The 12,294-nt window shown below is 45.3% G+C and carries 12 protein-coding genes; 9 read left to right on the forward strand and 3 right to left on the reverse strand.

Features of this window, described 5'->3' with window-relative positions; genetic code table 11:
• Positions 1-69: 69 nt before the first annotated feature.
• From AB8613_RS17730 to dsbD, 5 genes are read left to right on the forward strand one after another with little or no spacing between them, the layout of a single operon-like run.
• A complete protein-coding gene (locus AB8613_RS17730) occupies positions 70-534 on the forward strand; it encodes a TlpA disulfide reductase family protein (RefSeq protein ID WP_004732809.1) in 465 nt (154 codons plus the stop codon).
• Complete coding sequence (locus tag AB8613_RS17735) at positions 534-1,025, forward strand: DUF4266 domain-containing protein (RefSeq protein WP_229648677.1); 492 nt, start codon at positions 534-536, stop codon at positions 1,023-1,025. Before AB8613_RS17730 ends, AB8613_RS17735 begins: the two co-directional genes overlap by 1 nt.
• Positions 1,026-1,074: 49 nt before the next feature.
• Positions 1,075-2,301: a DUF3570 domain-containing protein gene (locus tag AB8613_RS17740; RefSeq protein ID WP_004732807.1), complete on the forward strand. Its 1,227-nt coding sequence runs from the start codon at positions 1,075-1,077 to the stop codon at positions 2,299-2,301.
• On the forward strand, positions 2,291-3,250 hold the full coding sequence (locus AB8613_RS17745) for an FAD:protein FMN transferase (RefSeq protein WP_372385418.1): 960 nt from the start codon (positions 2,291-2,293) through the stop codon (positions 3,248-3,250). The genes AB8613_RS17740 and AB8613_RS17745 overlap by 11 nt, the downstream gene beginning before the upstream one ends.
• A complete protein-coding gene (dsbD, locus tag AB8613_RS17750; protein WP_372385419.1) occupies positions 3,247-5,043 on the forward strand; it encodes a protein-disulfide reductase DsbD in 1,797 nt (598 codons plus the stop codon). The genes AB8613_RS17745 and dsbD overlap by 4 nt, the downstream gene beginning before the upstream one ends.
• An 82-nt stretch (positions 5,044-5,125) precedes the next feature.
• Here the strand turns inward: dsbD and AB8613_RS17755 are convergent, their stop codons facing one another.
• Both AB8613_RS17755 and AB8613_RS17760 read right to left on the reverse strand, forming a co-directional pair.
• Complete coding sequence (locus AB8613_RS17755; RefSeq protein WP_372385420.1) at positions 5,126-6,271, reverse strand: phosphotransferase; 1,146 nt, start codon at positions 6,269-6,271, stop codon at positions 5,126-5,128.
• An 11-nt stretch (positions 6,272-6,282) separates the two neighbouring features.
• The gene (locus AB8613_RS17760; RefSeq protein ID WP_146490228.1) at positions 6,283-6,567 is read right to left on the reverse strand and encodes a GNAT family N-acetyltransferase; all 285 of its coding nucleotides are present in this window, start codon (positions 6,565-6,567) and stop codon (positions 6,283-6,285) included.
• 273 nt (positions 6,568-6,840) lie between these two features.
• Between AB8613_RS17760 and AB8613_RS17765 the strand changes: the two genes are divergently transcribed.
• The 3 genes from AB8613_RS17765 to AB8613_RS17775 all read left to right on the forward strand — a co-directional run bounded on the left by AB8613_RS17765 (position 6,841) and on the right by AB8613_RS17775 (position 9,087).
• Positions 6,841-7,587, forward strand: a complete 747-nt coding sequence (locus tag AB8613_RS17765) for a flagellar brake protein (RefSeq protein ID WP_372385421.1) — start codon at positions 6,841-6,843, stop codon at positions 7,585-7,587.
• A 151-nt stretch (positions 7,588-7,738) separates the two neighbouring features.
• Positions 7,739-8,248, forward strand: a complete 510-nt coding sequence (locus tag AB8613_RS17770) for a helix-turn-helix domain-containing protein (RefSeq protein WP_372384646.1) — start codon at positions 7,739-7,741, stop codon at positions 8,246-8,248.
• Entirely contained in the window at positions 8,245-9,087 is an 843-nt protein-coding gene (locus AB8613_RS17775) for an IS3 family transposase (RefSeq protein ID WP_372385791.1), read from the forward strand. The genes AB8613_RS17770 and AB8613_RS17775 overlap by 4 nt, the downstream gene beginning before the upstream one ends.
• Before the next feature lie 103 nt (positions 9,088-9,190).
• Here AB8613_RS17775 and AB8613_RS17780 read toward each other — a convergent pair whose 3' ends face one another.
• Positions 9,191-11,551 (reverse strand): Lon protease family protein, encoded by a 2,361-nt coding sequence (locus tag AB8613_RS17780; protein ID WP_285954807.1) that lies wholly within the window; start codon positions 11,549-11,551, stop codon positions 9,191-9,193.
• Between the two features lie 240 nt (positions 11,552-11,791).
• Between AB8613_RS17780 and AB8613_RS17785 the strand changes: the two genes are divergently transcribed.
• Positions 11,792-12,286, forward strand: a complete 495-nt coding sequence (locus tag AB8613_RS17785) for a hypothetical protein (RefSeq protein WP_146490225.1) — start codon at positions 11,792-11,794, stop codon at positions 12,284-12,286.
• Positions 12,287-12,294: the final 8 nt, after the last annotated feature.

Below are 12,294 nucleotides of genomic sequence, written 5' to 3' on the forward strand. Positions count from 1 at the left end.
TGATTGGAAACACCTGAATTTAAGCATTGAATTAAAAACAAACAAGTTAAAAACAATATGGAGAAAAACATGTTTACACGAGCCCTAGCACTATTGGCGCTGTGCCTTTCTTTACCTGCATTGGCTTATCAAGAAGGGGATTCGTTGTCGCCAGACGTCATAGAAAAACTTCAACTCAACAAGGATGAACTGACCATTGTCGACTTCTTTGCAGAGTGGTGCGTGTCTTGCCGTGAAGAGCTACCAGAAGTCAATCAACTCTACACCGAACTCAAAGGCACAGGCGTCACGTTTAAAGGCGTTGATGTGGATGAAGATGTTGAGGTTGGCTTGGAGTTTCAAAAACAACTCGGACTGGAGTTCCCTGTTGTTAACGACCCTGAACAAGCGTTGATCGCAGAGTTTAAACCTATCGGCATGCCTGCGCTTTACTACATCTACCAAGGCAAGGTTATCAAGATTCGTTTTGGTGCCATTAACCACATTAGTGATGTGATTACTGATGACCTCACCAAGATGGGAGTGCAACTGTAATGTTAATCAAAGTCACCCTCGTTGGGCTACTCGCTATTCCAATGACGGCTAATGCCACGCTAGAACTCGACCTCAGTGGTCTGGGCAAAAAGCCCGTTGAGCAACAAGCCACTGACAAAAACGAAGGTCCTATCGTTGAAGAAGAGATCATCTCCAGCACCGTTTATTCAAGTGGCGGTGATTATTCAAACCAAGAAGCAAAACGTGCAACCAGACGAAACATTGAAATGGTGAAACCCAAGGCAAAGCAACTGGTTATCGAACAGAAAGCACCAGAAGAGAGTAACAAACCTTCTGCTTTGGCTTTCGTTGATGAGTTTCTTGGTATTGAACCTGTAAAGCCTTGGGAAAAAGGCACATTGGCTCAAAAAGAGATGAAACCCGGCGGCACAGTGCCTGAGTTCGACGTCTTTTCTGAAAAGGTCTTCGCTTACAAACAAGGTTCCGTCGGCGGCAGTGGCGTTGGTGGCGGAGGTTGTGGTTGTAACTAACCGCTCCTTCAACGAATAAATCAGTACTTCAAAACAAAATAAGAACAAAATGAAAAAATTACCAATTACGCTGCTGAGTGCAGCGGCAGTGGCTAACGTGGCATTAGCTGAAGATCATATCTCTGTTCACTACCTGAGCTATGAGGAATACGATGACAGAGTATCAGCCAATGACACCATGGTTTCGATTGAGAAAAGTATCGGCTTAGATTGGACACTCAACGCAGAGATAAGCTACGACAGTGTTTCAGGCGCCTCTCCAGCATGGGGGCCTACAACACCTCCTGCTTCCAATGCCGATCAGGTAAACCGCGCCCTGAAAACTCAACAAGCACAAAATAAAACCGACGAGGTTATTCGTGCAGGCTATGATCCTCACCGCAGTGGCTATGAAATCCAAAAAGTAGGCCTTGAAGACACTAGAAAATCCATCAGCTTAAGCGCGACCTATCGCGATACCTTACGTAATGAATGGACTCTCGGTGGTAACGCCTCTCAAGAAGAAGATTACGAAAGCCTTGGTATCAATGCCAAAGGTTTGGTCTATGCCGATAGCACTAAAAACCGCTCTTACAGTCTAGGTGGCTCTGCCCTTTTCGATCAGACTCAAGCGTTCGGCAAATACTCGTTGGCTTCATCAAACAGCCAGAGCTGGGAAGACATTTTCACGGGCAGTTTAGAAGCCGGATTATCACAAACCTTCACGCCGAATCTATACAGCATTTTTACTGCTTACACGGGTTACCGCAGTGGCTATTTGAGCAATCACTATTTAACGGTTCTGCGTGAAGTCGATATCAACGACGACGGAAAGATCGATGATGATGAAGTGTTCTTGGGACAAGATTCTCGACCGGATACGCGACTCTCTGGCGGTATTAATATCCAAGCTTTTTACTCATTGTCCGACAGTCTAAAAATCCGACCAAGATACAAATGGTTTATGGATGATTGGGGCGTAATGTCTCACCAGTTAGGCGGCAAATTATCTTGGCGAGTGAGTGAATGGTTAACCTTGGCACCGGGCTATTTTTGGTACACGCAAGATGCAGCCGATTTCTATCGCGATCCAAGTAGTGCCGATCCTTCTTTTGCCTCGTCAGGTTACGCGACTTCAGACCTTCGCTTAGGCAACTTCACAGCCAATGCTTATGAACTGGGTGCGAGTATCAAGGTACATAAGAAATTACGCTTAAATGCGCTTGCTGCGTATTACGAACAGAGCAACGGTTTTGAAGCGCAGTGGTGGGCTGTTGGAGCAACCTATGAGTTCTAACCTGCCCTTTGTACATCGCTTTCATGCCATGACCGTACCGTGTGAAGTGCAAATTTTGTCGATGAATTTGGCTAACTTTCCAGAGGCAAGCGCAACAGAAATAGCGACTGAGATAGAGCAAAACACACGCCGATTGGAAGACAAATATAACTTCTACTGCGACGAATCATGGCTAACACAATGCATTAATCAGCGAGCATCATGTGATGTCGAACTCGATTCCGAATCTGCCGAGGTTTTTCAACATCTCGACCGATTAAGTCAACTGACCTTCGATACCTTTGATACTACGGTTGGCAGCATCAAACATCTTTTAAAACAAAAGCCGAAGATGTTGCACAGCCACGCCTTCCAAGCCCTGTCTTCTGCTTTGGGTAAGCAAGCGTGGGAGCTGAAAGGAGCAATGGATCAAAAAGGGGCCGTAGATCTACAAGGGACCCTCGATCTACAAAGGACAAGGCTACACGTCCCTGACTCACGCACTCGTTTCGATTTCGGCGGCGTCATTAAAGAGTACGCCGTCGACCAAGCCGTAGCGATCGGAAAACAACTCGGCGCGACGTCGATGTTAGTGAATTTTGGCGGTGACATCTATGCGTTAGGCACCAAACCGGATGGCTCGGCATTTAACATTGCTGTATTAGATCCAAGAGACAACAAGACCCCATTTTTCGCCGTTCCGTTAACGAACGCAGCGCTCACGACCTCAGCTCACAGTGAACGCCAAGTGCAATTTGGTGACAAGACCACCTCTCATATTCTGTCAAAGCAAGATGTCGAGAAGAAGATCCTTTCTGTTACCGCTATCTCGTCGTCCACATTGGAAGCCGGCGTGCTCAGTACTTCACTGACATTGAATCCCAACATATCAGTACCTGAAGATAGCGCTGTTATCTACATCGACGATCAATTACACATTCACCAAAACACGGAGTTCCTTCATCCATGAAGTGCTACCTACTTACGTTAATTCTATTGTTTAGCGGATTGTTACATGCTCAAGAAAACGAGTTTCTTCCCGTTGAAGAGGCCTTCCCCGTCACATGGGAAGCCACAGACCAAGGCGCGGTAATCAGCTTTGATACCCACAAGGGTTACTACCTGTATCAATCTCGATTTTCGTTCAAAGGTGAGTCGTCATTATCTACGTTAGAACCGAGTTATTCGCTGCCAGGTGAAGAGAAAGAGGATCCTAACTTTGGTAACGTCATCGTATTTCACGAGCCCGTTACCGTTACTGTTCCTTACTCAGGGAGTGGGAAACTCACCGTGCGTTATCAAGGCTGCGCAGACAAAGGACTTTGCTACCTGCCGCAAAAGTTAGTGCTCGATTTACCGATGCTCGAAACCGTAGCTGAAGCCCAAGTTGAGGAGACATCAAACTCTCTATATCAAACCCTAGGTGAGATCAGTGAAGATACCAATAGCTTATCTTCGTTCCTATCCCAAGCGGGCAAGTTACAAGCACTCCTAGTATTCTTCCTACTTGGATTAGGTTTATCACTGACCCCATGTGTACTGCCTATGATTCCAATCTTAGCCAGTATCATCGGTGGCGAAAAAGCGATGACAGGTAAAAAAGGTGCGGCACTCTCCAGTTCCTATGTTCTGGGTATGGCGACCAGCTATGCGATGACGGGAATCTTAGTCACCACCTTGGCAAAAGGGGTCAACCTGCAAGCCGCGATGCAACAACCTTGGTTGTTAAGTAGCTTTGCAGCGGTTTTTGTTCTGCTCGCATTAGCAATGTTCGGATTCTATGAACTCCAACTGCCTGCCGCCCTGCAGCAAAAGCTCAACAGCGGCTCAGACAAGCTTGGAGGCGGTAAGATCGCCAGTGTCTTTGCCATGGGCGCAATATCAGCCTTGGTTGTGTCACCTTGTGTCAGTGCTCCATTGGCTGGTGCGTTGCTGTACGTCTCAACAACTCAAGACTGGGTGTTTGGCGGAGCGACTCTGTTCGTTATGGCGCTTGGTATGGGCATACCGCTTATCGCGATCGGCGCAAGTGGCGGGCGTCTGTTATTAAGAAGTGGCGCTTGGATGGTTTCAGTTAAACAAGTGTTTGGCGTGCTGCTATTGGCTGTTGCTATCGTGCTATTAAGCCGCTTTATCGCTCCATCGGTCATTATGATCTTATGGGCGCTGCTCGCCATCGGTTCTGGTGTACATTTCGGTGCTTTAGAAGCCGCACAACCGGGTTGGGCGCGTACTCGTAAGTTCTCTGCTTTGCTACCATTGAGCTATGGTTTAATTTTGTTTTTCGGATTTTTCTTAGGTAATACAGACCCTCTGAACCCACTTGAAAACAGGGACTCAGTCCAATCTATTGCCGTCACTCCCTTTGAAAAAACAGACTCTATTGTTCAGCTAGAACAACAGTTGCAAACCGCAGCGAGCAGCGACCAAAAGGTGCTAGTCGACCTTTACGCAGATTGGTGTGTGTCTTGTAAAGTGATTGAAACCAACGTGTTCAACGACCAACAAGTGAGCCAAAAACTTAAAGAGTGGAAGACAATAAAACTTGATGTGACAGAAAGCTCTCCAGAGCAAATGGCGTGGCTCAATGATAAGAATGTATTTGGCCCTCCAGCGATTTTCTTTTACTCACCCGCCAGCGGTGAAATAGAGCCTGCGCGAGTAATGGGGGATATTGATAAAGAGGGGTTCAATAACAAACTCAAACTTGCCAATAAGCTCGCTTACACACGAACGACAGAAGCTGATAGCCTAACGAATTAAAAATACACGCTAGATAAAATCAAAATCGCCCAATCATAAATTGGGCGATTTTTTCTTTTGTGGTTTACAGATATAAGGCAATTTATTCTGGGCTTTCTAGCTGATCAATCACCGTTTGAGTCAATTGCTCAGTATACGGATTGATCTTCCAGTGTTCTGGACTCCAACCTTTGACAAAACGTTGAAAATCAGCCCACGCCAAATAGAACATTGGTCGCCAAGCGGCTTCGACTTCATCAAACGAAAGCTGTGGCTGATAGTACGTCAATGCCTCTTCCAAGTATCGGAAGTATGTCTCTAACATATGTGACTCAAGTTCAGCGCAATCTTGCGGCCTGACAGCACTGCTCATAAGCAGAGCCACGTCTTTCATCGCACAGCCGTGACCCACATATTGGAAATCGACTGCAGCGACTTTTTCACTCTCAGGATCAAAGCAGAAGTTGGCGAGCTTGGCATCACCATGCACTAAGGTTGGATATGGACACTCTCGGAGTATGCGGTCGATGTGCTGTGCTTGGTGCTTTAATTGTAAATCGGACAATGCGTTCAGCTCATCAGGGCGTGTGTCTAAATGCCAGTATGTACCGACTTGCCACAATGAGGCTGATTGTTCTTGATCTACATTGATGTGCTTTGCGTGAAAGTTAGCGAGCCATTTAAGGCAAGCATCGCGTTGTTTCTGCTCTTCTAGAGTGTAAGCAGACGCCAGTTCAGACTGAGTATCTTTGGTTGCCAGATCGTCAGACACAGCAAGCACATCAAATTGAGAGGTTAACGGAAAACCGATATCCGCTAAGTCTTGCATCACAATCAGCCATTCGTTCTCTTGCAACTCACATTGCAGCCCAACAGGTACGGGGCAACGCTCATCCCATTCTTGAGTGAACGATTGATACCATTCCGTCTCAACTTGATAAGAGTGCACCTTGCGTTGGTGAGAGAGTTTGGTGTTCCAACCCTTTGGGTGTTCGGCTTTATCTGGCAATGCGACATGTTTAACAATCACACTCTTGAGTTCAGCACTGTTTTCTTGAGAAAAGACCAAGCGAACTAACTCGCCATACCCGCCCCACAGGCTTTGAATCACTTGGACATCAAGCCCTTGGTGACAACCCAACGAGGTCGCTATTTTTTGATAAAGCTCTTGTTGATAAAGCTCTGGCTGATTTTGACTTGAACTCGCTTCAGGTTGAGCTCGATTATTCGAAGATATTGATTGAGACATATTACTCGTTGTTATGCTTTGTCGGATAGAAGATGTGACCACTGTGGCTGCCTATTCATATAGTGAACAACATAGCTACAAACCGGCACAATTTTGAAGCCCGCTTGTTCAATTTCGGGCAAAACCGACTCCATCATCACCTTACCAAAGCCCTTGCCTTGCAGCTCATCAGGAATGCGTGTCGAGGTGATATGTAGTACATCTCCGTCCTTTTTATACTTAACGACTGCGAACTGGTCGGGTTCTAGCTCAACCGTGATCTGGTTCACTTCTTGATCCCATTTTACTGCCTGCATTCTCAACTCCTGCAAATAATTGATACGACAAACAATAAAAGTTTGAAGTATGAGTTCCTTGTAATAGACTAACGCAAGTGCATATAAATAAAACTAAGTACTTACAAACACAGTAAATAATTTAGTGCAATCGGCTTAATATAAAATCAGCAATGATAAAGGCACTCTATAAATCTATGTGAGTACGTCCACTAAATCTAGCACGTAATAACCCCTTGTTAGCAAGCTACCAATATAACTAACAGACGCATGTTGGCGCATGGAGAACCTATAATGAACGCACCCCTGAAGAAGCCTTTGGAGCATAATCAGGCACTTCAAGACCCTCGTAATCGCACCGTTTCCACCATCAATAGCACTGATGCGCTAGCGATGATTGAGCACGGCAGTGAACTGACATTAAATGTCTCAACTCCCGTTGGCACTAAGTTTCTCGCCACCACCAAATTTATCGGTACGCACAGTGATAATTGTATTGTGGTTGAGGTTCCTGATGTATCCAATGAAGATCTGAACTTTTTCTTTCAAGAAGGTTTTTGGATGACCGCTCGGGCTTATTCTCTACGAGGTGAAGGTGCGCTTATCCACTTTAGAAGCCAAATTCACCACAAGATTGGTGAACCCTTCCCTATTCTTGTGCTGTCTACACCAAGCACGATGCAAGTGACTCAGCTGCGTAAAGAGACACGCTATGAAGTGAATTTAGCTTCAAGAATCATCTTCAACGACCAACGAGCAAACTGCGAGATAAGAGACTTATCAAAAAGTGGCTGTCGCTTTGTGACCTCACCGACCTCTCGTGCGATTCAGATTGCCGATCGAGTGTCTATTGAGATAACTCCTGAGAACTACAACGGTCCGCTGATTCCGCCATTGCGAGGCATCGTCTGTAACCTACAAAAATCGACACATTACGCTCGATACGGTGTGGAATTTGATGATATTGGCCGAGCTAACGCTAAACACTTATTAGCAAAATTGAAGTTCGATGGAACCAAGCTCTGCTTACGAAACGGGTAACACCATTTAACATGCGACGTTCACGAATACGGTAAGCAGGCCAAAAATACATAGCTCACTAACAAACCAAATCGCAACCAAATAAAAAAGCCATCGACGATAAAATGAACTGACCCCCAATAGTTGGACACCAATTATTGGGGGTCTTTTTATGTCCAAATATAGCCGAGAGCTAAAATGTATCATTGCTAAGCAATACTTAGATGGCACGTCATCTCTCTACTTAGCAAAACAATATTCAATTTCTTCAAGACAGATACGGTATTGGGCTCAAGTCTTTGCCATCCATGGTACTGATTCATTTTTACCAACTAACCATGCGGCTACTGCTCGGACAAAACGAAAAGCATTGAATTTAATGTGGACGAATGAATGGTCTCTCACGCACACTAGCGCAGTATTAAACCTCTCATCCCCTGGGATACTCTCAGTCTGGCTCAAACGATTTAATGAGCTCGGTATCAAAGGGCTCAAAATGCGCCAGAAAGGAAGACCCTCAATGAAACAGCAACCTCAACGTACCACTAAGCCTGATAATGAAATGACGCTTGAGGAGCTAAAAGAGGAGTTGGTTTACTTACGAACCGAGAATGCCGTTCTAAAAAAGTTGGAAGAGTTGGAGCAGGAAAAAAACCGTCGAACAAAGAAAAAGCGGTCATAGCTCTAACTCTTAAAGGCAAGTACCCGTTGAAGCACCTACTGCACACTCTACAGCTGGCAAAAAGTGTCTTTTATTATCAGGCTCAAACGAGCAAGCGCCCAAATAGCTACGAACGTGAGCTGCGGTTGATAAAGTCAATTTATCATGAGCATAAGGGCCGATACGGCTACCGCCGTATTCACTTGGAATTAAAAAATCAGGGGTTCGTGCTTAACCACAAAACGGTTCAAAAGCTTATGGTTCAGCTCAACCTTAAATCGACGGTCAGGATTAAAAAGTATCGTTCATACCGAGGAGAGTCTGGAACAGCTGCTCCCAACGTGCTTGAAAGAGATTTTAGTGCGACTCAACCCGACGAAAAGTGGGTAACTGATGTCACAGAGTTCAAAGTCAAAGAGCAGAAAGTATACTTGTCTCCCGTTGTCGACTTGTTTACTCAGGAAGTGGTTGCTTATAGAGTGGCCAAAAGTGCCTGCTTGCCGCTAGTCACGGATATGCTGACGGAAGCCATATCAAAGCTTAAACCCAACTCAAAGCCAATTATACATAGCGATCAAGGTTGGCAATATCGCCATCGACAGTATCAAAAAAAGGTAGCGGAGAGTGGGTTAACACAAAGCATGTCGAGAAAAGGTAACTGCTTGGATAATGCGGTTGCTGAAAACTTTTTTGCTTTACTCAAAACAGAGATGTATCACAACCAAAGCTTTGAAGATGCAGATGCTCTGATAGAGCAAATTAAAGAATACATCGAGTACTACAATACCAAACGTATAAAAGTGAAACTAAAAGGCCTGACTCCGATAGAATATCGAACTCAGGCCTTGAAAGCCGCTTAACAGAAATGTCCAACTTTACGGGGTCACTTCAAAATCGATGGCTTTTGTGTTTTAGCTATTTGTTTAACTGTTTATCCAAGCATTAAACTAATTAGCTATACGGTTATTTACGCAGTGCGTTCAGTTTAGCTTGCGCGATACCAAAGATAGTATCGATTGGGTAGCTCCCCTCATCACTAGCCTCACCGGCAGCTTTACCTGTGAACAGTTCAATCGCTTCTGTTACATGGTCGATGGCCCAGATGTTGAACTCTCCCTTTTCAACCGCTTTGACGATGTCGCTGCGCAGCATCAGGTTATGAACATTCGAACGCGGGATGATCACACCTTGCTCACTTGAACGACCTTTAATTTCACACACATCAAAGAAGCCTTCGATCTTCTCGTTCACACCACCAATTGGTTGAGACTCACCAAACTGGTTCATCGAGCCAGTAATTGCGATATCTTGACGGTTTGGCTGCTTAGAAAACGCCGACACCACCGCACAGAACTCGGCCATACTCGCACTGTCACCATCGACGCCACCATACGATTGCTCGAAGGTGATGTTAGTGGTAAGCGGTACTTTCGCTGTCTTACCAAACACAGAAGAAAGATAAGCCGACAAGATCATCACACCTTTCGAGTGAATACTGCCACCTAGGTCGACGTTTCTTTCGATATCAATTACTTCGCCGTCACCGTAAGCCGTGGTAGCCGTGATTCGGTTCGGCGCGCCAAACATATGGTCAGTTGTACTTAACACAGACAGAGCATTGACCTGTCCAACCGCTTCACCATCCACATGGATTAGCGTTGTACCATTAGTGAAGGTTTCCATCACGCTGTCTTGCAGTCGTCCGACACGCATCTGTTGGTTCGATAGCGCTTGGTCGACGTGTGTTGCACGAATCAGGTTCGATTTTGATCCTCTAGCCACGTAGTTTGACTCACGAAGCAGGTTAGCAATGTGTGCTGAGTGCAGGGAAAGCTTGCCTTGGTCACCCGCCTGACGAGAGCTGTGCTCAATGATGCGAGCAATCGCTTTACGGTCACAATGCAGCATATTGTTGTCATGCACGATGCTCGAAATGAAACGCGCGTAATGCATTTCAGAGTCGGGAGTACGCTTCATCTCATCTTCAAAATCGGCTGTCACACGGAACAGTTCACCAAACTCCGCATCGTAGTGTTGCAGAAGCTGGTAAGTTCGGTAATCACCAAACAGAATGATCTTAACGTCCAATGGAATAGGCTCAGGATCAAGCGATACCGCCCCCGTTAAGGTCACCTCTTTCTCTAGTGAAGTGAAACTCAATTGACGTGAACGCAGCGCTCGCTTCAAGCCTTCCCAAACGTACGGCTGCTCAAGTACCTTGACCGCATCCATCAACAGTACGCCGCCGTTTGCTCTGTGCAAGCTACCTGCGCGAATCAATGAAAAGTCAGTAAATACGGTGCCTTTAAAGGTCGCGGTTTCCACATGGCCAAACAGAGAGTGGTAATTCGGATTCTCCTCTACCACGATCGGCATCGCTTCCTCTTTCTGGCTCACAATCACATTGACCTTGTAGCGACGCGGCATTTTCTTATCCAAAGAGGCCGTTGCAACTTCGGCTTGCTCTGTGCTCTCTTCTAGAAAAATATCGGCGTTATCAACAATATCCTTACGTAATGCCGTGAGATACTTCTTGATCTCTGGATATTGACTGTAATCCTGCTTCAACTGCTTGATAAAGTGAGTAATCACATCTCGCGCCGTATCATCATTTAGCTTTTGAATTTTCTCTGTGTACGTCTCTTCAAGCTCAGTCAATTCACGAGAAATGGTTCGCAGTCCGACTTCCAATCCATCAATGGTTTTATCAAATTGATCTTGCTCTTCCGGCGAAAGTAGATCGAAGCTCTCTTCGGTATGGAGCTCATCACCATTCATTGCCACGAACTGGTAATCACCCTGAGTGGTGATCGTCAGGTTGATACCTTTATCTTTCGCTTCTTGGCTAATGCTTTCTAACGCGGCTTGTTGCTTAGCTGCTAATTGGTTTTTAAGCCTGTCAGCACGGCTAAAGTACATCTCGTTATCAAACGCTAGAGGCATACCTTTTAGCAACTTACGCATCAATTTTTCAATATCTTGCTTTAAGCTGCTGCCTACGCCACGAGGCAATTTCAGTACCTTAGGTGTACGAATATCTTCGAAGTTCGCGATATAACACCAATCAAAAAGCTCCTGCACTTCTTGAGGGTGACGGTTTAGATAGCGCAAGATCATGGTGCGTTTACCCAGACCATTTCGCCCTATCGCATAAATGTTATAACCCTTTTCCTTAATTGACATCGCGAACTCAACGGCTTTTTGTGCCCGTTCCTGTCCGACGATTTCGTCAATTGGAGCCAGTTCTTTGGTCGACTTACATGGTAGCTTGTCTAATTCCGCTACCTGATACAGTTGTTCTGTATTGAGCCTTTGCATCGCCATCGCCGCCTCCTTAGTCCTTCATTACTTGGGTGTAGATAAAATCAGTGTAGATGTAATTTCCTACAAATTTAGTGACTTACGCTACACAGCTGTTCAACCGAACAAATAACACACAATTTAAGCCATATTTAGGAATAGCCCGTCATTTAATTCACCAACTTAACATGTGAATGATTTTAATTTGCAATTGATAATAAATATCATTAACATTTTAAGATATTATAAATTGAGGATGTGGATATGGAAATTGAACGATGTTGGATGCACTACCTAAAAGCTGAACAGTTAATGGAACAAGGTCACTGGCCCGAAGCACAGCGCCTCTATGGTGATGTTCTAACCTCTCTTCCTCATCACATCCAAGATGCCGCATACCAAAGCGATATCAAACCCTGCCAATTTGCATGCCTGCTTGCCGGGTTGAGAGACGCCAGTGTCGCTCAATCCGAGATACTCAACCGCTTAGGTCAGCATCAACAAGCCTTCGATACCTTGAATCAATCTTACGCGCTGATGCAATTTATCTCTCTTGAGAACACTGATCTGATTCAACGTACCTTTGGGTTACTGGAAAAGCAGAGCGAAGATTTACTCAATCACCTGATCGCTTTTTGCAGCGCTCAGCGCAGTTCGCACTGGATGCTCGAATTAGAACAAATACAACGTGCTCATCACCATTTTGGGCAACTTAAAACAACGTCAGAAGTTCAATCTTCACCTAATGTCTTAAATTGATAAGGATA

Origin of the sequence: Vibrio sp. BS-M-Sm-2 (genome assembly GCF_041504345.1) — a bacterium.
Classification (GTDB): domain Bacteria; phylum Pseudomonadota; class Gammaproteobacteria; order Enterobacterales; family Vibrionaceae; genus Vibrio; species Vibrio satsumensis.